21 protein-coding genes are annotated in these 23,057 nt (G+C 67.8%); 12 read left to right on the forward strand and 9 right to left on the reverse strand.

Features of this window, described 5'->3' with window-relative positions; genetic code table 11:
• Positions 1-50 precede the first annotated feature (50 nt).
• The 4 genes from BM113_RS09590 to BM113_RS09610 all read left to right on the forward strand — a co-directional run bounded on the left by BM113_RS09590 (position 51) and on the right by BM113_RS09610 (position 2,120).
• Positions 51-239: a CbtB domain-containing protein gene (locus tag BM113_RS09590; RefSeq protein ID WP_089787459.1), complete on the forward strand. Its 189-nt coding sequence runs from the start codon at positions 51-53 to the stop codon at positions 237-239.
• Positions 239-994 (forward strand): CbtA family protein, encoded by a 756-nt coding sequence (locus BM113_RS09595; protein WP_089787461.1) that lies wholly within the window; start codon positions 239-241, stop codon positions 992-994. The genes BM113_RS09590 and BM113_RS09595 overlap by 1 nt, the downstream gene beginning before the upstream one ends.
• The gene (locus BM113_RS09600; RefSeq protein ID WP_089787464.1) at positions 991-1,341 is read left to right on the forward strand and encodes a (2Fe-2S) ferredoxin domain-containing protein; all 351 of its coding nucleotides are present in this window, start codon (positions 991-993) and stop codon (positions 1,339-1,341) included. The genes BM113_RS09595 and BM113_RS09600 overlap by 4 nt, the downstream gene beginning before the upstream one ends.
• A 305-nt stretch (positions 1,342-1,646) precedes the next feature.
• Positions 1,647-2,120, forward strand: a complete 474-nt coding sequence (locus tag BM113_RS09610) for a luciferase domain-containing protein (protein WP_089787468.1) — start codon at positions 1,647-1,649, stop codon at positions 2,118-2,120.
• A gap of 27 nt (positions 2,121-2,147) precedes the next feature.
• On the opposite strand, the gene BM113_RS09615 is transcribed toward BM113_RS09610, so the two are convergent.
• The 3 genes from BM113_RS09615 to BM113_RS09625 form a co-directional block, all read right to left on the reverse strand.
• Positions 2,148-2,813 carry an NADPH-dependent F420 reductase gene (locus BM113_RS09615; protein ID WP_281244010.1) on the reverse strand — a complete coding sequence of 222 codons (666 nt, stop codon included), beginning with the start codon at positions 2,811-2,813 and terminating at the stop codon, positions 2,148-2,150.
• Between the two features lie 361 nt (positions 2,814-3,174).
• Positions 3,175-3,417 carry a DUF8149 family protein gene (locus tag BM113_RS09620; RefSeq protein WP_089787472.1) on the reverse strand — a complete coding sequence of 81 codons (243 nt, stop codon included), beginning with the start codon at positions 3,415-3,417 and terminating at the stop codon, positions 3,175-3,177.
• Between the two features lie 98 nt (positions 3,418-3,515).
• Positions 3,516-4,547, reverse strand: coding sequence for a PGF-CTERM sorting domain-containing protein (locus BM113_RS09625; protein WP_089787474.1), 1,032 nt, complete (start codon positions 4,545-4,547; stop codon positions 3,516-3,518).
• A gap of 384 nt (positions 4,548-4,931) precedes the next feature.
• Between BM113_RS09625 and BM113_RS09630 the strand changes: the two genes are divergently transcribed.
• From BM113_RS09630 to BM113_RS09650, 5 genes are all read left to right on the forward strand, one after another.
• On the forward strand, positions 4,932-5,414 hold the full coding sequence (locus BM113_RS09630; RefSeq protein WP_245758014.1) for a hypothetical protein: 483 nt from the start codon (positions 4,932-4,934) through the stop codon (positions 5,412-5,414).
• 48 nt (positions 5,415-5,462) lie between these two features.
• Complete coding sequence (locus BM113_RS09635) at positions 5,463-8,366, forward strand: DEAD/DEAH box helicase (protein ID WP_089787476.1); 2,904 nt, start codon at positions 5,463-5,465, stop codon at positions 8,364-8,366.
• Positions 8,367-8,446: 80 nt separating this feature from the next.
• On the forward strand, positions 8,447-10,594 hold the full coding sequence (locus BM113_RS09640) for a PAS domain-containing sensor histidine kinase (RefSeq protein ID WP_089787478.1): 2,148 nt from the start codon (positions 8,447-8,449) through the stop codon (positions 10,592-10,594).
• Between the two features lie 112 nt (positions 10,595-10,706).
• Positions 10,707-11,099, forward strand: a complete 393-nt coding sequence (locus BM113_RS09645; protein ID WP_007142574.1) for a response regulator — start codon at positions 10,707-10,709, stop codon at positions 11,097-11,099.
• 84 nt (positions 11,100-11,183) lie between these two features.
• The gene (locus tag BM113_RS09650; protein ID WP_089787480.1) at positions 11,184-11,906 is read left to right on the forward strand and encodes a protein sorting system archaetidylserine decarboxylase; all 723 of its coding nucleotides are present in this window, start codon (positions 11,184-11,186) and stop codon (positions 11,904-11,906) included.
• A gap of 120 nt (positions 11,907-12,026) precedes the next feature.
• Here the strand turns inward: BM113_RS09650 and BM113_RS09655 are convergent, their stop codons facing one another.
• On the reverse strand, positions 12,027-12,293 hold the full coding sequence (locus BM113_RS09655; RefSeq protein WP_089787483.1) for a hypothetical protein: 267 nt from the start codon (positions 12,291-12,293) through the stop codon (positions 12,027-12,029).
• A gap of 163 nt (positions 12,294-12,456) precedes the next feature.
• On the opposite strand from BM113_RS09655, the gene BM113_RS09660 reads away from it, so the two are divergent.
• Positions 12,457-14,127, forward strand: coding sequence for a hypothetical protein (locus tag BM113_RS09660; protein WP_089787485.1), 1,671 nt, complete (start codon positions 12,457-12,459; stop codon positions 14,125-14,127).
• 66 nt (positions 14,128-14,193) lie between these two features.
• On the opposite strand, the gene carB is transcribed toward BM113_RS09660, so the two are convergent.
• The 3 genes from carB to BM113_RS09675 form a co-directional block, all read right to left on the reverse strand.
• Positions 14,194-17,361: a carbamoyl-phosphate synthase large subunit gene (gene carB, locus BM113_RS09665; protein ID WP_089787486.1), complete on the reverse strand. Its 3,168-nt coding sequence runs from the start codon at positions 17,359-17,361 to the stop codon at positions 14,194-14,196.
• Between the two features lie 304 nt (positions 17,362-17,665).
• Positions 17,666-19,585 carry a rhomboid family intramembrane serine protease gene (locus tag BM113_RS09670; RefSeq protein WP_089787488.1) on the reverse strand — a complete coding sequence of 640 codons (1,920 nt, stop codon included), beginning with the start codon at positions 19,583-19,585 and terminating at the stop codon, positions 17,666-17,668.
• A gap of 99 nt (positions 19,586-19,684) precedes the next feature.
• Positions 19,685-20,221: a DUF5815 family protein gene (locus BM113_RS09675; RefSeq protein ID WP_089787490.1), complete on the reverse strand. Its 537-nt coding sequence runs from the start codon at positions 20,219-20,221 to the stop codon at positions 19,685-19,687.
• A 118-nt stretch (positions 20,222-20,339) separates the two neighbouring features.
• Between BM113_RS09675 and BM113_RS09680 the strand changes: the two genes are divergently transcribed.
• A complete protein-coding gene (locus BM113_RS09680; RefSeq protein WP_089787492.1) occupies positions 20,340-21,611 on the forward strand; it encodes a cytochrome D1 domain-containing protein in 1,272 nt (423 codons plus the stop codon).
• Positions 21,612-21,746: 135 nt separating this feature from the next.
• Here BM113_RS09680 and BM113_RS09685 read toward each other — a convergent pair whose 3' ends face one another.
• Positions 21,747-22,067 (reverse strand): hypothetical protein, encoded by a 321-nt coding sequence (locus BM113_RS09685; protein WP_089787494.1) that lies wholly within the window; start codon positions 22,065-22,067, stop codon positions 21,747-21,749.
• A 151-nt stretch (positions 22,068-22,218) separates the two neighbouring features.
• Here BM113_RS09685 and lrpA1 point away from each other — a divergent pair, with 151 nt between their 5' ends.
• On the forward strand, positions 22,219-22,647 hold the full coding sequence (gene lrpA1 / locus BM113_RS09690) for an HTH-type transcriptional regulator LrpA1 (RefSeq protein WP_089787496.1): 429 nt from the start codon (positions 22,219-22,221) through the stop codon (positions 22,645-22,647).
• A 73-nt stretch (positions 22,648-22,720) separates the two neighbouring features.
• Here the strand turns inward: lrpA1 and BM113_RS09695 are convergent, their stop codons facing one another.
• The gene (locus BM113_RS09695; protein WP_089787498.1) at positions 22,721-22,993 is read right to left on the reverse strand and encodes a DUF7511 domain-containing protein; all 273 of its coding nucleotides are present in this window, start codon (positions 22,991-22,993) and stop codon (positions 22,721-22,723) included.
• Positions 22,994-23,057: the final 64 nt, after the last annotated feature.

The raw sequence follows: 23,057 nt of genomic DNA on the forward strand, positions 1-23,057 counted from the left end.
GAGGCACCGGAACTTTTACAATCTGACTTTTTGTAGTGAAACCTGAGTTTATGACAGTGACGAACGATACCGTTCACGATCGAATCGAAACGGCCCGGACGGATCTCACACCGATGCAGCTAGCGGCGATTCTCGTCTTCGCGGCCGCGATCGGATTCACGCTCCTGTTCCTTCAGGAACCGATCGCTCACGATGCGATGCACAACTTCCGCCACGGTGCCGGGATCACCTGTCACTGATGCTGGTCGACTACCTCCAGCGGGGTGTCGTCGCGGGGGCTATCGCGGGCCTCCTTTACGGAGTTTACATGGCCGTCGTGGCGAACCCCCTGATCGAGTATATGGAAACCGTGTCCCACCACGCCGGAGAACACGATCACGGGCACGCGGCTGATCCCGCACACGCCCACGCAGTCAGCGAGGCCACGACGGAGGTCGTCAGCGTCGGCAGCGGGGTGCTGTGGGGAATCTTCCTGGGCGGTCTGTTCGCGCTGACGTTCTACTTCCTCGAGCCAGCGCTACCCGGGACGGAGCGCGTCTCCGCGTACGTACTCGCGGGTGCCGGATTCCTGACCGTCTCCGTGACCCCGTGGCTGGTCCTCCCGCCGGCGACACCGGGTGCCGAACAGTCGCTCGGGCCGAACCCGCGGCTCGTGATCTATGCCGGACTGATGGTCCTCGGTGCCGTCGTCGCGGCCACGGCGATCCTCGGCTACGAGCGAACGACGGCACGAACCGGGAGCCGGTACTACGGTCTCGTCGTCGCAGGGGCGCCGGTGGTCGCAACCGTCGCGATCGTCCCCACCCTGACGCCGACGATTACGACCGCCGGGGCGATGCCGGCCGAACTCGTGACCACCTTCAGAGGGCTTACCGTCCTGAGTCAGGCCGCCGTCTGGGCGATCGTGGCGGGGAGTTTCTCGTGGCTCACCGACCACGTGGAGTCGACCGACGGAACGGCCGCCCTCGAGGACGACCACCCAGTGGCGGCATGAACCGGCGCACCGAGCAACAGCGCGATCGAATCGGAGCACAGGTGCTGGTCTGTACGAACGATCGCGACTCGGAGTACGCCTGCTGTGCGGACGTCGGTGCGGACGAGGTCGTCGCGGCGGTCGAGTCGTGGCTCCGCGACCGGAACGCTTTCTGGTCGCCGATCGCCGTCACCGAGACAGCGTGTCTCGGCCTCTGTAGTGAGGACGGAACGGCGGTCGCGATCCAGCCCCGCGACGAGTGGTACGCCGACGTGACGCCTGCGGACATCCCCGACCTGCTCGAGCGGGAGTTCGGTCCCGAGGCCGAGTCGATCGACGAGCGAGCCGTCGATGGGGGCGTCCCGTAGCGTCCGTCATAGTCGAAACTCGTTTTCGGACAACCGGTCGACTCCTTCTCCCGATTTCCCGTTGTCGCTGCCGTTTCGCTCGCCGTTGGCGCGTGAACCCTCGAGGAACTCGTTGCCGGCTTTCCCACCGTGACCCGGTGCTACCGGTATCCGATCACTACAGGCACCGACGGCATCCTCCCTGGTCTCAGGCTCCCGACACGAGTCGGATCGACTGTCGATCCGCACCAGTGGTTGCTGCGGAGATCGGCGCCCCACGCGGGAGTTCCGAGAAGAGCTATACGCTCCCTGGACGAACTAGTCGCATGTCTGGGGGAAACCGCAGGGGGATCGAGGAAACGGTTACGCAACTCGTCGAGGAGGTCGGCTCCTGGCCGGGAGTGACGGTCGGAGAGCACCGGTTCGGAGGCACCGAATGGCGCGTCGGGCCGCGCGAGATCGGGCACGTCCACGCGTGGGGGATGCTGGACATCGCGTACTTCCGGGCGCTGCGCGACGCCCTCGTCGAGGAGGGACAGACCGGCGTCCACCACCTGCTGGATGGATCCGGCTGGACCACGTTCTACGTCGAAGACCCCGACGACTACGACCACGCGCGGTGGCTCGTTCGCCTCTCGTATCTGTATCACGTCAACGTCCTCAAGAAGACCCCCGCGGGTGCCGAAGCGTACGCCGACGTGGACGTCGAGGCCGAACTCGACGCGCTCGAGCCCAGCGACTCCGTTCGGACGGCCGTCGAGCGGCGGCGTCCCGGACGGGCCGGCACGCCCGAGGAATAGCGACGAAACGTCCCGCTACCGGCGCTGTCAACCCTCCTGGAGGAGTCGGAACGCGATGTCACGGCCGTACTCCCGGCTGAGGTGGATCCAGAACCGGGCGAGGTCCTCGAGATAAGCCGCCGCCGAGAGGTCGCCTGCTACGAGCGGTTCGAACCCGAGGTCACGTGCGAGCGCCCCGACCGTCCCCAGGGCGTCCTCGTCGCCGGCGAGGAACATCGTCGCGCGTTCGCCGTCGACGACCGGGTCGGTCATGCGGTTCGCGCCGATCGTATTGAACGCCTTCACGACGCTCGAGTCCGGTGTCGCGTCGGCGACCTGCGCCGCGAGCGAGGGCTCCGACGTCGCCGACGGATATTCGTTGGCCGCATCGACCACGGGTTTGTCCGCGAGGGCGTCCCGCAGGTCGGCCGCGACGTCAGCGACGACGCGGGCGGGAACCGCGAGGACGACGACGTCACCCCGTTCGGCGGCCCTGCGTTGTGTCGTGACTTCCGCGTCGGTTCCCTCTACCGTCTCCGGGTTCCGTGATCCGAGAACGACGTCGTGTTCGTGTCCGACGGCCCTGAACCCCTCAGCGAGCGCCCGTCCGACGGCTCCCGTCCCGATGATCCCGACGTTCATAGTTCGAGTTGCCTCTACGAGGGCACCCGTATTGGTTCTCGCCCGTCCGTCTCGAGTTTCCGGTCGCGACACTGCCGACAGGGGTGACTGAACGCTACCAGCGAGTCGCTCCCACCGACACGGAAAGAATCGGGGAAGACGCCGGATCTGTCGCCGCGGAAATCAGGGGAGGATCGTGGTAGCTTCACGGGGCCGGACCCCGAGAGGGGCTGTCGTTTCCGTTTCGACGCGCTGCATCCGTCGTGAAGTATCGACCTCGCTGATCGCCCGCAGCGTCGCTCACCTCGTTTCGCCCGTCGGGACCATCTCGGCTGGCGTACCGATCTTCGCACCCCGGCCGACTGATCCGGCCGACGTGTGGCATCTCGCCGTAGCCGTACCGGAGGAAGCTGCCAGAGTTAGGAAACCGGGTGATTCGGCCGGCGGATCGGTCTCAGTCCGACTCCTCGAGCAGTCCGAGGTCTGTCGCGATCAGGTCGGCGATGCTCTCGGCGACGTCGGGATCGACCTCGGCGACGTCCTCGCCGTCGTGAAGCTGCTGATTGTGGCGCTCGATCGAGTCGGCCAGATCGGACAGGGGGACCCGGGAGGTCGTTTCACACTCGGGGCAGACGACCGGGACGCGTGGATCGTCCTCGGACCCGTCCCCGTCGGGATCGGTATCGGTGGGAGCCATTTGATGGATGTCTCGCGGCTACCGTCAAAATCTAATTGGTTCCGCTCGGCCCGATCCGGTCGTCGTGTGCGCGGTCCCGTTCGCGGACGGGTGTGGACTCACCCCGCCACGCGTCGGGCGAGGAGGGCCGACGCCAGGGCGACGACCGCGACGAGCGGGCCGAATCCGGGCACGTCGTCGGCTTCGGCGGTCGCGGGGGTCGTCTCGTCGTCGGTGTCGCCGTCGTCGCCGTCACCGTCGTCGGTGCCGGTGCTGGTGTCGGTGCCGTTATCATCCTCGTCATCCCCAGCGTTCGATCCGTCGTTTCCGTCGTCCCCACCGTCGCTGCCGTCCTCGTCGACGTCACCGTCTAACTGGAGTACGACGACCGCCTGGCCGTGTGAGCCGTCCTCGTAGTAGGTCCAGCCGCCCGCTTGTTCGTAGGGTTCGGCGGCCTCGAGCGGGTCGATGTCGGTCTCCCAGGTGTCGTGTGCTTTCTGGATGTACCCGACGAGTTCGATGTCTTCCGCGTCCTCGCCCTCGATCTGCGCTTCGCCGTACTCGATCGTCCCGTCTTCCGGCAGGCCGTGGAACTCGATGCAGTGCGAATCGAGGTAGCCGCTGCCCTGGGGGAGGCTCTCGTTCGTGCCGAACTGGTCGGCGTCGAGCGGCCGCTCGTAGTTCTCGGTCAGCGGGTACTCGACCGTGAACGGGTCGGCTCCGTCGTGCCACTCGAGGGAGTCGCCCGTCGGGACCGTCACCGTCGCGGCCGGGACGCTCTCGCCGACGACGGGGTCGCCGTTCTCGTTCAGCAGCGTGACGCAGATCTTCCCGGAGCCGTCGCCGAGATACGGGCTGCGGTACTCGTCGCGCGGGTTGATGTAGCTGATCCAGCTGCCGTCGTTGGCGGCGGCTTCGAAGTACGGGTCACCTTCCTCGGGGACTTCTTCGACGTACTCCTCTTCGCTGACGCCGTCCTGCAACTGGGCCGCGGCCGGGAGCGACGCCCCGTCGTCCGCGCTCGAGTCGGGGGCGGGTGCGCCGGCGACGGCACCGATCGCGACGATGCTCGCGAAGACGACGGCGACGAGGCCCACGAAAAGCGCCGTCGCGAGGGTCGACTGCGCGCGATCGGAGAGGACCGATCTCATTTCGTGATCACCTCGGCGCGTGTGACCGACGGGAGGGCGTCGCCAGTCGCGGACGGAACGCGTCGATCCGGAAGGGACGCCGGACCGTTTGGAATCCGTGACAGTCGTCGTTGGGGAGCTGTCATGTGAACGAAATACCGAGTTATCTGCCGTATATATGAGCCGCGTAACGGCGCGTAGGGGCCACATACCCGGCGATTTCTCGAAAATTGAGAATTTCGGGATCCTTGCGTACCCACCCCAATCGACTTTCCGCTCGAGGGTGTACGGATGTCGATGCGTATTCGACTCCCAGTACGGGACCAGGAATCGACCGGCGGGCAATCGACAGACGATCGCGAGCGGTCGGGATCGGGGTCGGGGTCAGGCTCAGGGTCAGGCTCAGTGTCAGGCCTCCGACGCCTGCTCCTCCTCGCGGCCGGCTCCGTTGCCGTCGCTTACCTCGTCTCGCGATACGTGAGCGACCGTGCAGTGCCGTCCGTCGACGAGGTGCGGGACCGCGCGCCGTCGGCCGAGGAACTCCGGGAACAGACTGCCGACGCCGTCTCCGACGAGTTCCGTCCGATCCCCATCGGTGATCGGGGCGAGAACGAGGGGCGAGCACAGGAGAAAACGGAAGACACCGACGGAACGGATCCGATCGACGACGTGGAGACCTCGATCGACGTCACCGACGGCGAGCGATCCCCCGAGGAGATCGCCGAGCGGGCCGACGAGGAGGTGCCGGAGCCGGGCGAGATGGCCGTCGACGAGGAGGTCGCCGAGGAACTGATCGACGACGAGGACGACCTCGAGGGTGCGAACGAGGGGGAGCAGGAAAGCGACGGCGACGAGGAAGAAGGCGACGAGCAGGGGAGAAACGAGTAATCCCCCGAGAGCGTGGCCCTTATCCGCCGCTCGCCCGTAGGCCGGTTGATGACAGACGGGGACGTCGCGGCCTTTACACGCCTCGGATCGACGGTTCGCGGTGCGCTCTCCGAACGCGGATTCTCCACGCCGACGGCGCCACAACAGGTGGCGATTCCGCCGCTTGCCGCCGGGCAGAACACCCTCGTGATCGCGCCCACCGGGAGCGGCAAGACCGAGACGGCGATGTTGCCCGTCTTCGACGATCTCGTCGCCGGCGAGGGCGAGGGCGAGGAGAAGGCGAGTACGGCGAGGCGATCCTCGCCGGCGGAAACCCCCGACGCTGGGCCACCGGAGGGGTTCGGCGCGCTCTACATCACCCCGCTGCGGGCGCTGAACCGCGACATGCTCGAGCGCCTCGAGTGGTGGGGCGACTACCTCGACCTCGAGGTCGACGTCCGCCACGGGGACACCACCGACTACCAGCGGAGCAAGCAAGCCGAGGACCCCCCCGACGTCCTGATCACGACCCCCGAGACGCTGCAGGCGATGCTGACGGGCGAACGCCTGCGGGAGGCCCTGCAGGACGTCTCCCACGTCGTGATCGACGAGGTCCACGAACTCGCGGCCTCGAAACGCGGCGCCCAGCTGGCGATCGGCCTCGAGCGGCTGCGGGACCTCGCGGGCGAGATGCAGCGTATCGGACTCTCGGCGACGGTCGGCGACCCCGGGGAGGTAGCCGGGTTCCTCACCGGCGGTCGGCCGTGCGAGATCCGCGAGATCGACGTCGGGAGCAACGTCGACGTCGAGGTCCGCAAGCCCGAGATCACCAGTGAGGACGAGGAACTCGCCGGGAAACTGATGACCGAACCCGACACGGCGAGCCACGTCCGGCTGATCCGCGATCTCGTCGCGGAACACGAGTCGACGCTGATCTTCGTCAACACCCGCCAGACGGCGGAGGCGCTTGGCTCGCGGTTCAAGGAACTCGACCTGCCGATCGGCGTCCACCACGGCTCGCTCTCGAAGGAGGCCCGGATCGACGTCGAAGACCGGTTCAAGTCGGGCGAACTGGACGGGCTGCTCTGTACGTCCTCGATGGAACTGGGGATCGACGTCGGCAGCGTCGATCACGTCATTCAGTACAAGAGCCCCCGTCAGGTTACCCGGCTGCTCCAGCGAATCGGCCGCGCCGGCCACCGCCAGGACGAGGTCTCGAGCGGGACCATCGTCACGACCCGGCCGGACGACACCTTCGAGGCGCTGTCGATCGCGCGCCGCGCCCGCGAGGGCGAGGTCGAACCGGCGGCGATCCACGAGGGCAGCCTCGACGTCGTCGCGAACCAGGTGCCGGGGATCGTCCAGAGTCGCGGGGACACCCACCTCCGGGAGGCCTACGACACCGTCTCCCGGGCGTACCCGTTCCGCCGCCTCCGGGAGGAGACGTTCCGGGAGGTGGTCTCCGAACTCGACCGCAACCGAATCGTCTGGTTCGACGAGGGCGAAGACCGGATCGAGACGAGCGGCGGCACCTGGCAGTACGTCTACGCGAACCTCTCGATGATCCCCGACGAGGAGACCTACGAGGTCCACGACATCGCCTCCGGGGGCCAGATCGGGACCTTAGACGAGCGGTTCGTCGTCAACTTCGCCGAACCCGGCGAGGTCTTCGTCCAGCGCGGGGAGATGTGGCGAATCAGCGAGATCGACGACGAGGAGGGCCGGGTGAAGGTCAGCCCGATCGAGGACCCCGCCGGCGAGGTCCCCTCCTGGATCGGCCAGGAAATCCCCGTCCCCGCCGCCGTCGCGGGCGAGGTCGGCGAGATCCGCGAGGTCGCACGGCCGCAGTTCGAGGCGGGCGCGGACGCGACGGCCGTCGGCCGCGAACTGTCGAACCGATACCCGGCCGACGAGTATACGCTCGGCGAGGCCTGCGAACAACTCGAGCGCCAGGTCGAAAGCGAGTCGCCGATGCCTACGGCGAAGCGACTCGTCCTCGAGCGCCAGGGCCGGACGATCGTCCTCAACGCGCCGTTCGGCCACACCGCCAACGAGACGCTGGGACGGGTCCTCTCGTCGCTGCTCGGGCAACGGGCCGGTTCCTCCGTCGGCCTCGAGACCGATCCCTACCGGATCGAACTCGAGGTCCCGACATCGATCGCGACAAGCGACGTCCTGGAGGTGCTCGAGGGGACCGATCCCGACCACGTCGAGACGATCGTCGAACTCGGGCTGAAGAACTCGGACGCGCTGGCGTTCCGGCTGGCACAGGTCTCCGCGAAGTTCGGCGCGCTCAAGCGCTGGCAGGGCCAGGGGTCGGGCCGGATCTCCAACGAACGGCTGCTGGCCGCCCTCGAGGACACCCCGATGTACGAGGAGGCGATCCGCGAGGTCTTCCACGAGGATTTAGACGCCGAGCGCGCGAGCGCGGTTCTGGAGGGGATCCAGTCGGGCGAGATCGATCTCGTGACCCACCGCGGCCGGACCCCGGTCGGACAGGGCGGGCGTTCCTCCGGCGGCAAGGAACTGCTCGCGCCGGAGAACGCCGATGCGAGCGTCATCGAGACCGTCCGCGAGCGACTGCAGAACGACCGGGTCATCCTCCTGTGTACCCACTGCAAGGACTGGAAGGTCAAGACGAAAGTCAAACGCGTCCGCGACCAGCCCGAGTGCCCCGAGTGTGGGTCGACCCGGATCGCGTCGCTGAACCCGTGGGCCGACGAGGTCGTCCAGGCGGTCCGTGCCGAGGAGAAAGACGAGGAACAGGAGAAGATGACCGAACGGGCCTACCGTGCGGCGAGTCTGGTCCAGAGCCACGGCAAGCAGGCGGTGATCGCGATGGCGGCCCGCGGCGTCGGCCCGCACAACGCCGCCCAGATCATCAACAAGCTCCGGGAGGACGAGTCGGCGTTCTACCGGGATATCCTCTCGAAGGAACGGGAGTACGCGCGGACACAGTCGTTCTGGGACTGAACTCCCGACGGCAGGAGACGACCCGGCTGCTTGAAACCGCACCCGTGTTCTTTTCCTGCGACCGTTCATAAACCGAGGCGATGGGATCCGGGCCACCCTCGAGACCGTCGGACGAGCGGGACGACCGTTCCGAGTCGGATCGCTCCGCTCCCGCGGTCGCGCCCATTCGAGTAGACAGGTTACTGTCGGCTGCCGACGTCACCGGGTTCCGCGCGACGCCCGACGGAACGATCGTCGAGGCGACAGCGGCGTTCGCGTCGTTGACCGGCTACGACCGCTCCGAACTCCGCGGCAGGCCGCTCGAGTCGATCCTCGACGAGGAGGAACTCCCGCTCGCGTCCCTGGTCGACGACCCGGCCGAGCCGGCGTCGCGACGCCTTTCGATACGAACCGCGGCAGACACCGTCGTTCCGGCCGAAGTCCACCTCGAGCCGTTCCGCCCGGGCGGCGACGAGTCCTGGATCGCCGGGATCGTCGACCCCGATCCGGGTCCCTCGAACGGGTCGACCGCGCCGAGTCAGGCGGCGGACGCCGACCTCTCGTACGGGAAGACGTTCCGTGCGCTCGCCGACGCGCTCCCGGACGGGATCATCGTGCTCGATACCGACAGCGACATCCGGTACGCGAACCCCGCCGTCGAGCGCATTCTCGGGCACGCGCCGGAGGAACTGGTCGGCTCGAGCAAGGTCACCATCATTCCGCCGCGGCTGCGCCGGACTCACCTGCAGGCCCTCCAGCGGTACCTCGAGACCGGCGAGCGGAACCTGAACTGGCCGTACGTCGAACTCCCGGGCCAGCACGCGGACGGGCACGAGGTCCCCCTCGGCGTGTCGATCAACGACTTCGTCTACGAGGGCGAGCGGTACTTCGTCGGGCTCTTCCGGGACATCACGCCGCGGAGGGAGGCCGAACGCGCCCTGAAGGAGAAGGTCGCCCAGCTCGAGTCGGTCGCCTACCTCGGAGAGCGGGCGCTGGATCCGTCGGACGTCGATTCGCTCCTCGAGGAGGCGGCCGAACTCGTCGACGCGGGGCTGGACACGGACTGCTGTGCGGTGTTCGAACTCGGCGGGGACGCGGCTCGGATCGATCCCGAGCGGTTCCATCTGCGTGCGAGCGCCGGGCGTACGGATCTTATCGAGCGCTCGAGCGCAAACGCGAACCCGAACGCGAACGCGAACGAGGGCACGACAGGAGCGGGCGCAAGCGCGGGTTCGAGTGAGCCGGAGCCGGACCCGGCAATGGCCCTCGCCCGCGAAGCGCTCGAGGCCACCGAGCCCGTCGTCCTCGACGCGAGCGGCTTCGAGCCGCCCGGAACCGCGGACGAGGTGACGAGCACCGTCGCCGTCCCGATCGGTTCCGCGGCCGACCCCTGGGGCGTCCTCGAGATCTACGACGCCGAGACCGATCCCGACGAGTTCGCGGACCACGACCTGGATTTCCTCGAGAGCGTCGCCTCGCTGCTGGCGACCGGGATCGAGCGCCGCGAGTACGAACGCCGGCTCAACGAAACCGTCGACGAACTCGAGGCCTCGAACGAACGGTTAGAGCAGTTCGCCTACGCCGTCTCCCACGACCTCGAGGAACCGTTGCGGATGATCTCGAGTTACCTCCAGCTCGTCGAGCGCCGGTACGGCGACGAACTCGACGCCGACGGCCGCGAGTTCATCGAGTTCGCCGTCGACGGAGCCGATCGCATGAAGGAGATGATCGACGGCCTGCTCGCCTACTCGCGGATCGACACCAGGGGCGAGCCGTTCGAACCCGTCGATCTCGAGGCCGTTCTCGAGGACGTAACGACGGACATCGGGGTGCTGATCGCGGACAGCGATGCCCAGCTCGCGGTCGAACCCCTGCCGGTCGTCGAGGGCGACGCCAGCCAACTCCGGCAGCTCTTCCAGAACCTCGTGAGCAACGCGATCAAGTACAGCGGCGACGAGCCGCCGCGGATCGACGTCACAGCAACCCGCGACGGGGATCGCTGGGCGGTCACCGTCCGCGACGAGGGGATCGGCATCGAACCGGACGCGAGAGACCGCATCTTCCGGGTGTTCCAGCGTGGCGACCGTGGCCACGACGTCGAGGACGGCACCGGAATCGGGCTCGCGATCGCACGGCGGATCGTCGACCGACACGGCGGGGAAATCAGCGTCGAGTCCGAACCCGGGGAGTGGACGGCGGTGACCGTCACGCTGCCCGGGGTCGAGTCCGGCCCCGATCCGATCCCGTAATTATCGGTGAAATTTTCCGCCTCATTCCCGCATTCCGGGTCGCAGAAGGCCCACAAAGAGCGATTTCGAGTTGCCAAACGATTTATGAGAAGTCGGCAGAGTTATCTTTTCAATGTCATCGTACTCCGTTCTCCTCGTGGAAGACAGCGAGTTCATGATCGAACACGTGAGCCAGGCGCTCGAGGGGAAACACGGGTTCGAGGTCGAAGCCGTGGCGACCGCGGACGAAGCGCGCGCGGTCTTCGATACGTCGACGTTCGACTGCGTCATCTCGAGTTACGAACTCCTCAACGAGAGCGGGATCCACCTCGCGGCGTCGCTCGAGGAGGCGGTCGACGGGGCGTCGGTCCCGTTCATCCTCTTTACCGGGAACCCGCTCGAACCGCTGGTCGAGGAAGCGCTCGAGGCAGGGGTCTCGGCGTTCGTCAGCAAGAGCAACCACGCGACGGGGGAAATGAACGTCTTCGCGAACCGGATCCGGCTGGCGATCGAGGCCGCCGAGTGATCGGGCGAGCGGGCGTGACTCTCGACCGCCATCGAACCGGGGCCGTCCGTAACGACCATACGAATCGCTCCCCTCGATTGGGACATGAACGTCGCGCCGGGCGGCTGGAAGTACGCGATCTTTCCGCTGCTTGCCGCCCCCTTCGCGCTCCTGTACAGCGTCGCCGCGAGCCTGCTCGCGCTGGCCGTCGGCGTCGGCACGCTCGCGTTCTTCCGCGATCCGGAGCGGACGCCGCCCCCGACCGGGGTCGTCTCGCCGGCGGACGGCACGGTGTCGGTCCTCCGCGAGGAAGGCGACCGCGTCCGCCTCGGCGTGTTCATGAACGTCTGGCACGTCCACGTCGTCCGTTCACCGTTCACAGCCACCGTCACCGATCTCGAGCACGTCTCCGGGGCGAACCGCCCCGCGTTCTCGAAGGAGTCGGACCGCAACGAACGGGTCCACGTGCGCCTCGAGACGGACTCGCCGGAGTTGCCGTCGGTCGCGGTCGAACCGCAGCCCGAGACGGACGAAAACGAGGGGACGGACGACGTCGAGGCGGACGGGAACGGTGACGAAGCCGGGGACGCCACGGTTACCCTCATCGCCGGCGCGTTCGCCCGCCGCATCTTCCCCTACGTCGACCCCGGAGACGGCCTCGAGCGCGGCGACCGACTCGGCCACATCGCCTTCGGCAGCCGCGTCGACCTCGTGTTCCCGCCGTCCGTCGACCCCGACGACCTCGCGGTCGAACCCGGCGATTCGATGACGGCCGGCGAGACGGTTGTACTCGACTCGAGCGAAGCGCACTCGAGCGAAGCGTACTGAAAGGCGACTCTCACCGGGTGTTCGACGGAATCGCCCGGAGCCGAACGAAGCCTGTCGAGAACAGCCAACCTGGACCGACCCGATGAGACACCGAGACCATCTCCCGTGGTGTCCGGTCGCTCACCGACTCGAGCGTTTCGATCGCTCGACCCCGGATTCGGCCCCCGATTCGGCCAGGTCACCGTACAGGTTGACGAACGTCAGCAAGAGGATCACCCAGCCCACGAACGCGATCAACGCGCCGCTTCCCTGAACGGCAGCGTACCGATACCAGGACTGCCCCGTCGCGAACAGCACCTCCCGAATCCCGTACGCGACGAGGAGGCTCCCGAGCGTCGCTCCCGCGGAGTACGCGCCGATCCGAGCGGCGATCTGCCAGCCGGCCATCGCCCGAGGATTGGCGGCCGACCCGTATAGTTTCAGCGTTCTAACTCGAGCGGTCCGCTCGAGGAGTGACAGCGATCCAAAACGTTTACTGGAAGCATCACGCGCTAGCGATCATGCAACCGGTCCCCGAATGTGACGGACGGAGCCCCGGCGGTGGTCGACAGTGAGCGGTCCGGTGACGGCGGTCACCCGCACGGAGTGTCGGCGGACGATCCGTACCGTCGCTGGCGACCGGACGAAACTCCTCGTACTGGCCGGTATCGCGGTGGTGGCGTTCGGCCCGATTACAGCAGTTGCCCTCCTTCTGTTGCCCGCGCTGGGCGAGACCATCGCCGCCGGGGAGTTCGACGCCGAGACGGTCGCGACCGCGACCGACGTCGCCACCAGCGGGGCCGCCATCGGCTGGCTCTTCCTGACCCTGATGGCCGCCATCCGGACCGTGACGACAGTCGCCGACGTCGACGAACCGGCCTGTCTGCTGGTCTCGACCCGGCTCCGTTCCGTCGTCGTGGGCGTGATCGGGGCCGAACTGGTGTTGTTCTCGCTGTGGTTCCTGCCCGCGGCGATCGTCTTCGCCGCCGCGTTCGCGTCCGGGGCCGGCACGGTGCTTCCGGTCGTCGTCGCGCCGGTGCTCGTCGTCGTCCTGCTCGCCGGTTCCCTCCCCGTCGGCTTCCTCGTCGGGATCTGGTTTCGGCACCTGATCACCGTCTACGAGCCGATCGCTCGCTTCCGGACGCCCCTGCTCGTCGTCCTCGCGGTCGCATACTTCGGCTCGATCGCGACGGGCTGGTTCGACGTCGTCACCGCGGAGCTGTTCTCGCTGCTCGGCGACGGCCCCCTCGGCTGGCCCGGGCACCTCGTCCTGCTTGCCGTCCCGAACGTCGGGGGCTCGAGCGTGGCTGCAGCGGCTGCCGTCGTCGGGGCAGTGGGGATCGCTGGAGTCGCCGTCGCGGCTGCCGTCCCTTCCGCCCGCGTCCACTGGTTCGCCGATCCGGCGCGAACCGCCGATGGGACGGTCTCCGGCTCGAGCACGGCTGGCTCGAGTCGCCTCGAACGTACCCTTTCGCGTGTGGGCTCGCGGCCGGCGCGGACCGTGGCGGTGACCGCGATCCGCCGAACGCGGCGAGCACCGATCCGGCTCGCCTACGCGGCCTACCCGCTGTTCGGCGCGCTGTTTTTCGTCCAGGACGTGATCCGGATGGGGCGACTGCCGGCGTATGTCGCCGTTCTGCTGTGTCTGTACGCGGTCTGGGGCACCGGCGTCCTCTTCGCTCTCAACCCGCTGGGCGACCTCGGACGGGCGTTGCCCGCGGTCCTGACCTCGACCCTCTCCGGCCGGGACGCCGTTCGCGGCCGGATGCTGGCCGGCTCGCTCGTCGGCGTCCCGCTCGCAGTCCTCGTCGCGCTCGGTGCCGGGGTCGCGAGTCCCCTCTCGCTCGAGGTGACCGCCGCATTGCTCGTCGGAACTTCGATCGGGGCAATCGCCTCACCGGCGCTGGCGGCCGGCGTCGGGGCCGCGTTCCCCCGGTTCGGCAGCGTCACGGTGACCAACAACCGCGAGGCAGTGATGCCGAGCAAGTCCGCGTTCGTGGTCTACACCGCGGGGATCGTCCTCCCCGCCGGCGCGGCCGGTCTGCTCTACACCGAGGCAGCGCCGCTCATCGCCGAGGTCTCGGCCGCCCTGCTCGCGGTGACGCCGCTGGGGGAAGCAGCGACCGTCTCGCCGACCGGGATCGAGACCGCCGCGTGGGTCGTCCTCGTCGCGGGGCTGGTCGCGCCGCCGGTCGCCTACCTCTACGCTGTCGAACGGTTCGACCGGTACGTACTGGAGTGACGGCGAACAGAGAACGGAGAACGGAGAACGGCGAACGGAGAAAACCGCCGGTCGATCAGTCCCTCGCTACTCGTCGCCCCACTGCGCACCGCGTTTCGGACGCTCGCTCACGCAGTCGACCTCGAGTTCGCCGTCGAACGACCTCAGGGCCTCGACGTAGGCCTCCGCGGCCGCTTCGGTCGAGAGGTACGGGATCTCCTCCTCGACCGCCATCTCGAGGGTGTCGCGGTCGCGGCTGACGACGAAGTCGACCTTGCCCTCGCGGATCGCTCCCGGCACGTCGTCGAACGTTTCGACGTCGAAGTGGTCCTCGAAGCCGTCGACGTCCAGGTCGACGACGGCGGTCCCCTCGCTGACCGCGTTGTGGGCGGCCTGCTGGGCCTTCCAGTAGGCCGTGCCGAACTCCTCGGCGGTGCCCATCACTTCGCCGGTCGATTTCATCTCCGGGCCGAGACGCGGATCCGACCCCGGCAGGCGGTCGAACGGCAGGACGACCTCCTTGATCGAGGTGTGTTCGGGGATCTGCTCCTCGGCCTCGAGCGTCGAGAGGGTCTCGCCGGCCATGACTTTCGCCGCGAGTTTGGCGATCGGGACACCCGTCGCCTTCGAGACGAAGGGGACGGTACGCGAGGAGCGCGGGTTCGCTTCCAGCACGTACACCTCGCCGTCGCGTACGGCCAGCTGGACGTTCAACAGCCCTCTCGTCTCCAGTGCCTCGGCGATGTCCTCGGTGACCTCGCGGACGCGGGCGAGCGTGTCCGCCTCGAGCGAGCGCGGCGGGATCATACACGCGGAGTCGCCCGAGTGGACGCCCGCGCTCTCGACGTGTTCCATGATGCCGCCGATCAGCGTCGAGCGGCCGTCCGAGACGGCGTCGACGTCGAGTTCGACGGCGTCCTCGAGGAAGTCGTCCACGAGAATCGGTTTCTCGGGGGAGACGCGGACGGCCTCCTCGATGTAGGTCTCGAGGTCATCGTCGTCGTAGACGACGTCCATCGCGCGGCCGCCGAGCACGTAAGAGGGACGCACGAGCACGGGGTAGCCGATCTCGTGGGCCAGTTGCAGGGCTTCCTCCTTCGAGAAGGCTGTGCCACCCTCCGGCTGGGCGATGCCCAGTTCGTCCATCAGGGCGTTGAAACGGTCACGGTCCTCGGCGAGGTCCATCGCCTCGACCGAGGTCCCCATGATCTCGCAGTCGAGGTCGCGGCGCTCGAGTTCCGCCTCGAGCGGTTCGCCGATGTTGACGGAGGTCTGTCCGCCGAACTGGACCATCACGCCGTCCGCGCCGGTCGCTTCGGCGACGTCGGCGACCTCCTCGGCCGTGATCGGCTCGAAGAACAGCCCGTCGGAGGTGTCGTAGTCCGTCGAGACCGTCTCGGGGTTGTTGTTGACGACGTGGGCGTCGATGCCGAGTTCGCGCAGCGCGCGGACCGCGTGGACCGAACAGTAGTCGAACTCCACGCCCTGGCCGATTCGGATCGGCCCGCCGCCGACGACGATCACGCTCTCGACGTCGGGATCGACCTCGAGTTCGCCCGCGGCGGCCTGACCCTCGAGCGGGCCGGACTCGAACTCGTTCTTGCGGGCGGAGTAGTAGTACGGCGTCTCGGCCTCGAACTCGCCCGCGCAGGTGTCGACCTGCTTGTACGAGCGGCCGGGGACCTGCTGTTCGACGGTGTCGACGTCGGCCCCGGCCACGGAGGCGATGGCGGCGTTCGTGCGGCCGGCGACCGCGGCCTCGGTGAAGTCTCCCTCCTGGGCCGCGCGGGTCGACTCGGCGATGCGTGCGTAGCGCTCGGTGTACCACTCGAAGATGCCCGTGAGTTCGACGACCTCATCGACCGTGTAGCCGCGCTCGAAGGCCTCGAACATCGCGTACGGACGGTCCGGCGACGGGCGGGCGAGGTACTGTTCCTCGAGTTCCTCGTCGCTTACGTCGGCCCAGTCGACGTCGGGTTCGTACTCGGAAGAGCGCAGCGCCTTCAGCAGCGACTCCTCGAAGCTGCGGCCGATGGCCATCGCCTCGCCGGTCGACTTCATCGCGGTGGTGAGTTCGAAGTCGACGTCGTCGAACTTGTCCTTGGGCCAGCGCGGAACTTTCGTGACCACGTAGTCGATCGCCGGCTCGAAGGCCGCCGTGGTCTCACCCGTAATCTCGTTCTCGATCTCGTGGAGGCGCTTGCCCAGGGCGACCTTCGCGGTCACGCGGGCGATCGGGTAGCCCGTCGCCTTCGAGGCGAGCGCGGAGGAGCGGGAGACACGCGGGTTGACCTCGACGACGCGGTACTCGCCGCCGGGGGTACCGTCGTCGCGCCAGGCGAACTGGATGTTACAGCCGCCCTGGATACCGAGTTCGCGAATGACGTCGAGTGCCGCGGTTCGCATCTCCTGGTGACCCTCGTCGGGGACGATCTGGGAGGGCGTGACGACCGTCGACTCCCCGGTGTGGATCCCCATCGGGTCGATGTTCTCCATGTTGCAGATGATGATACAGGAGTCGTCGGCGTCGCGCATGACCTCGTACTCGTACTCGACCCAGCCGGCGATGGACTCGGTGATGAGCACCTCGCTGTTGCGCGAGAGGCGCAGTCCCTTGCGGACGCGTTCGACGAGTTCGTCGAACTCGTGGACGACGCCCGACCCGCTCCCGCCGAGCGTGTAGGTCGTGCGGGCGATCACGGGGAGGCCGCCGACCTCGTCGACGGCTTCCTGGACGCGCTCCGTGAGGTCCTCCTCGGTCAGTTCGCTGACGGACTCGCCCTCCTCGAGCGAGATGGTCGTCGAGCCCGGAACCGGCTGACCGATCTTCTCCATGCGCTGACGGAAGAGGTCGCGGTCCTCCGTCGCGTAGATCGTATCGAGCGGCGTCCCCATGATGTCGACGTCGTGCTCCTCGAGGACCCCCTCCTCGGCGAGTTCGGCGGTGACGTTCAGTCCGGTCTGACCGCCGAGGCCGGCGATGACACCGTCGGGGTTCTCCTCCCGGATGATCTCGGCGATGGCGTCGGTCGTGATCGGTTCGATGTAGACCTGGTCCGCCATCTCCGGGTCCGTCATGATCGTCGCCGGGTTGGAGTTGACGAGGACGACTTCCGCGCCTTCCTCCCGGAGCGCGCGGCAGGCCTGTGCGCCGGAGTAGTCGAACTCGGCAGCCTGCCCGATCTGGATCGGTCCACTGCCGATGAGCAGGATTTTGCGGCCGTCCCCTGTCGCGTCGTCGGTGTCCGTACTCATTTGTCTTGTTCGTCCGGAGTTCGTACATCGTAATAAGCCCCACGATACAGTACGAATCTCGCAATCGAATTTCGAATTTCGAATAGATTGCGCGATCGTCCCCGTTTCGGCCCGCACGACGGGGCGGTTGCCGGAATCCGATCTCGCGGCGACGACGAATGACGGGCCCGGCCCCCTGGCAGTCGCTCGGCTCCCGGGATGGATCGACCGTGAAACCGCGAGAAAACGCGCCTCGATCGCCGCCTCGAGTCGTGGGCAAGCTCACGGATCACGACCCGGTACGAATATCGAAGCGGCGGGGCCGCTACTCGTAGGTCTCCCGTTCGGCGACCAGGACCTCGGTGTCGCTCGCGTCCGGCGTCGCGAACAGGCGGATCCCGTCCTCGCCCTCTTCCGCTGTGAACTCGAGGTCGCCGATCGTCGCCGTCTCGTTGACCGACGGCACCGCGACCGCGTCGACGGAATCCCCGTCGTCGACGCGCAGTTCGAAGGGATCGCCCGCCGTGTCGCCCGGAGCGAGCGCGATCGTCTGCCCGTCGATCCGGGCCGCCGCTTCGATCGGCTCGGACGCGAACGAGCGTGTCGCGTCGCCCGATTCGGAGACGGTGTCGGTCCCGACCTCGAGGTCGACCGCGTATGCGGTGTCGTTGCCGATCACGTCCCACCCGCTTCGCGAAACGGCGACGGTTTCGCGCCAGTCGAGACCGCCGACCTCGACCGTCGCGTTCCCGTCGTGCTCGAGGGTGTAGTCCCGGGCGCCGAGGGTCCAGATCTCGCGGTCGTCGTTGACGACGATCACGCCGCTCAGTTCGCTCTCGAACTGGTCTTCCGCCTCGTCCTCGGCGGGAAGGGGGCCCGGATCGATGACCGGCGTTTGGCCGACCGTCGCGTTTCGCTCGTAGGTGACGGCGTAGCCGCCGACCTCGACTTCGCCGTCGCCGGGCGGGCCGCCGTCGACCACGAGCATGTTCAGCGGGACGCTCGGCACCGCGACGAGCACCGTAAACGCCAGCAGGACGCCGACCGCCGCCTGTCGCCGGGAGAGCGGACTCGAGATCCAGCGGTCGGGGAGGACGGCTGGCAAGGCCGGGAGCGCGAGCAGGCCGACCAGGAGGGCCAGCGGCGCGATCGTCACGATGGGGGAGTACTCGTCGAGGAACGCGCCGACGACGCCGGCGAGGAAGCCGACGGCGAGCAGGAGAAGCCAGCCCACGGCGAGGCGTCGGCGACCCGGCACCCGCGACGTCGGCAGCGCCGCGAGGAGCCGCGGCACCGGCCTGTCACTCCCGGCGACGGCGACCATCGTCACCACCGCGAGCCCGAAGACCATGATGACCCCGGCCCCCCGGTAGAGGAAGAACACGTCCTCGTCGGTCAACACCAGCAGCCACAGCGCCTGGGCCATCCCGAACAGCAGGACACCGAAGAAGATCCGGTCCCCGGCCGGCCGACGGCCGCGCCGTCGGAGCAGCGCGAGCCCCGCTAGGGCCCCGAGCAGGAACCCGAGGAGGTGCGCCTGGAAGCCGACGCCGGCCCAGGCGGGCGGACTCGGCGGCCCGACCTCGAGGACCTCCCGGACGACGGGCTGGGTCAGGGCCTCGTACAGGATCTGGAGCGCGCTCGTGGCGACGACGGCGACGACCGTCGCGACGGGGTAGTTCACGACCGCGAAGCCGGCGATGGCGAAGACGGCCCCGGAAAAGCCCAGTCCCGGCCCCAGCGCGAAGACGGCCGTCAGCAACGCGGCGAGGAGCAACGCCGCCGGGAAGACGACGACCGCGCGGAACCAGGGTCGGGCCAGCGGGCCGCCCGCGGCGGTCCCGGCGTCGCGGCCTCCGCGATCGGTTCCCGCCGGGGGGTAGTGGCCCCAGGCGTACTCCGCGATGGGGGCCAGCGCGACCGTCCCGGCGGTGTTCGACGCCAGGTGGGCCGGCGAGCCGTGGGCGACGCCCGCCGTGAGCAGTCCAGTCGGGTAGAAGTACGACCACGTGATGAACGGCAGCGTCAGCGGTTCGCTCCACGTCCGCAGTCCGGCCTGGACGATGCCGTAGAACGCGACGAGAAGCGCGACGGTGACCAGCGTCCCCCACGGAACACCGTAGAGAAATCGGTCCGCGACCAGCGCCCGCCACCGTCCCCGTCCCTCGGCGTACCAGACGAAGCCGAGGGCGAGCAGGGCCGCGAGCACCAGTACGATCCGGGTCGGATCGAGATCGAGTGGCATCGTGATACGAGTACGATTTCGACCCGACGAACAAAGGTCTGGTTACGAGTCGAGCCCTCTTCGGTCTCGCGGTCTCCTCTCTAGGGCCCCGAAAAACGATCAGATCGCGCCGTCGTGTGCGCTCTCGAAGTCCCGCTGGGCCCGGTACTGCTCGACGAACTCGGCGACGTCGAACTCGAGCATCTGGGACTCGAACTCGGTGATCGCACTGTCGTCCTCGGCGTGGCTGATCGCGTGTTCCATCAGTTCGACGACGAGTTCGACGACGACCTCGTGGAGCCGCCGGGAGTCGAAGTCGAAGACCCACAGCATCGCGTAGCCGACGGCGCCGTCGTCGCTGCCGTCGTAGGTGACGGTCTTCTCGGGGAACTCCTCCATGGCGACGCCCATGAGATGGGGCATGCCGAACTGCTCGAACTCGTCGTCGGTCTCGATCGTCTCCTGGAGGACCGCGACGAGCGACTCGGGGAAGAACCGCGACGGCGGGTGGGCGTCGGTGACGACGGCGTGAGACGCGCCGCAGGAACAGTCGTAGTCGCGCATCCCGAGGCCGACGTCGTGGGGGTCGAGCGTCTTCCCGCAGGGAAGCTCGAGCGACCGTTCGGGATCCGAACCCGGTACGCGGGGCTCTGCCATTGGTCCCGGTAGGGCGGGCCGAGTCATAAGGGCGACGACTCGAGAAGGGACCGGCGGGACGAACGTGTTCCGGCCCGACTATTTGACCCTCCGGCGGCAACCGGAACCGACCACAGCGATGAGCCAGCAACTCGCCGCCAGCACGGTCAGACCCCCGTCGTTCGGCGATCGAAGCTTAGAGGAGATCGCCGAATCGCGGGAGCGGCCGGTCGACGACGAGACCGACGCGCTTCCGTCGACGCCGCGACACGAGCTCGCGGATCTCCGAGACCTGCTCGCGGTCGCCGAGCGCCGGCCCGGCGCGGTCTCGCTGGTCGATACGGTCCGCCACGAGCGGATCGCCCGCATCGACGGCGTCGGCCGCGGTCCCCACTCGATCGCCTTTCACCGGTCGCTCCCCGAGAACACCCGCGAGGGGGCCCACGCCTACGTCCAGTCCAGACAGGGATGGGTGTCGAAGATCGACCTCTACGGCGGCCGCCTCGTCGCCCGCGTCCGCGGAGGGACGTCCGGGCGGTCGATCGCCGTCTCGGCCGACTCGCGGTACGTCTGTGCGGGGTACTACAACCCGAACCACGTCGTCGTCTTCGACGCCGACACCCTCGAGCCGCTAACGCGAATCCGGACCCACGGGATCGACCCGGAGGGCGAAAGCGTTCCCTCTCGAGTCTGTACGGTACTCGACGTGCCGGGCCAGCGGTGTTTCCTGGTGGCGCTGAAGGACGCGGGACGGGTCTGGTTCGTCGACTACGGCACGGACAGCGGTTCCGACTCGTTCCCGGTCGTCGACGACGTACCCGTCGGTCCCGTACTCCACGACGCCCTGTTCGCGCCCGACGAGCGGCACTGCTTCCTGGCCTCGCAGGGCGAGGAGTGTCTGTTCGTGCTCGATACGGAACGGCGGGAAGTCGTCGACCGGATCCCGACCGCTGGACCGCCCCACCCCAGCCCCGGCGCGATCGACCGCGACCGCGGTCTGGGGTTCGCCGCGACCGTGATGACCGACGCGGTGACGGCCTGGGACCTCGAGCGGTGGGAGCCCGTGGCCGACGTCGAGGTCCCGGGGGACGGCATGTTCCTCAACTCCCACCCCGACTGTGATGCCGTCTGGGGCGACGTCATCTTCGACTCCGGCGATCGGAACGAACTGCTCTACCGGATCGATCCCGACACCCTCGAGGTCGCGGACGTGATCGACACGAGCGAGTGGGGCGAGGGGCGGTCGCTGCATCCCGAGTTCACGCGCGACGGCGACTCGGTCTACGTCAGCCTCTGGGACGCCGGGAAACTGCTCGTTTTCGACGCCGAAAGCGGCGACCTCAGGACGGAGATCGACGGCCTCGAGACGCCGACTGGGTCGTTCCTCGGGACGAGGGCGACGGATCCCTGACGGGCCCGATGAAAAACGGGTCGTCTCATACTGTCGGACAGAACTACGTGAAGCCGATCGTTCCCCTGGAGTCGTCACCGGTGGCGACGACGCCGAATTCACGATCGGCTTCGTATTGACTTCTGTCCAACAGTATCACTCTCGGTAGCCGTACCCCCGAGCGAACAGCCTCGTCACGTAACTCAACACGAGCAACGCGACGAGTAACGCGCCGAGCGCGTACGGCTGGAAGCCGTAGATCGCCTCCCGGATCCCGTAACCGACGACGAGCAGCCCCATCGCCAGCGCCGTGCCGCCGGCCCAGCGGGAGACGTACGCCGGATCGACGCCGCTTTCCTCGTCGTAGTCCGTGTGGAGGTCCGCCCGTCCCCGGATCCCGATGAGATAGCCGAGGTAACAGATCACGAGCCCGCAGACGAACCAGACGCCGCCGCTGACGTAGTTGGGGTCGACCATCCGTTCCGAACTGGTGGGACGGTTCGAATAAGTCCGACGATCACGCCGCCGTTACCGGGGAAGAAACCGGCAGTTCGCGGGGGCTTCCGTTAGGAGATCCGACGTTTTCGTATACAAAAGATATTTTCCCGTCCGAGCAAAACAGTCTCACATGAGTACCCAGGCGACGGAAGATCGCATCCTCGAGGTTCTCGAAGAGGATGCCCAGGCTTCGTACGCCGAGATCGCCGAGCGGGCGGGCGTCTCGAAGCCAACGGTGCGAAAGTACATCAACCAACTCGAGGACGAGGGCGTCATCGTCGGCTACTCGGCCGAGATCGACCCGAAGAAGCTCTCGAGTCAGACGATCGCGATGGTCGGGCTCGACGTCGCGAGCGAACGCTACGTCGAGGCGACGAAGACGCTGAAGGAACTCGACGAGATCGAGGCACTGTATAGTTCGAGCGGCGACCACATGCTGATGGCCGAAGTACGGGCCGAGGACGGCGACTCCCTCGGCGAGTTCATCTCGGAGGAACTGCTCGAGATCGAAGGGGTCACGGCGGCACACCCCTCTTTCCTGCAGGAGCGACTGAAGTAACCCGTCCGGATGCGACCCGCGAGCGTCGTCCGCTCGAAGGTCGAGCCGTCGCCGGTCGTCGCCTACGGTCCCGTTATCGTATGGCACCCAGTTCCACGAACGCGTCAGCGTTTGCTGACAGCCACGTCGTGAGCCGTTCGGCGTCGTCGCACTTCCGGGGGGTGATCGTCCGCCGGTCCGGGCCGTCCTCGTACCGAACGACGACGGCCTCGAGGTCCGACTCGAGGTCCGACTCGACCGGCCGGGAGGGGGTGTCGGCCGAACGAGATCGCCGGTCTCGCTGGCGCCGGCGGTGGCAGTCCCCGTCGATATCGCGTCCGTCGTGTCCGCTCGAGGGTCCCGTCATGACTGTGTCGACGGATACGAGTCTCGATCGGACGGTAAAAGCCGCTGCTAGTTGTGATATTGAG

Source organism: Natronobacterium haloterrestre (assembly GCF_900112205.1).
In the GTDB taxonomy this organism is placed as follows: domain Archaea; phylum Halobacteriota; class Halobacteria; order Halobacteriales; family Natrialbaceae; genus Natronobacterium; species Natronobacterium haloterrestre.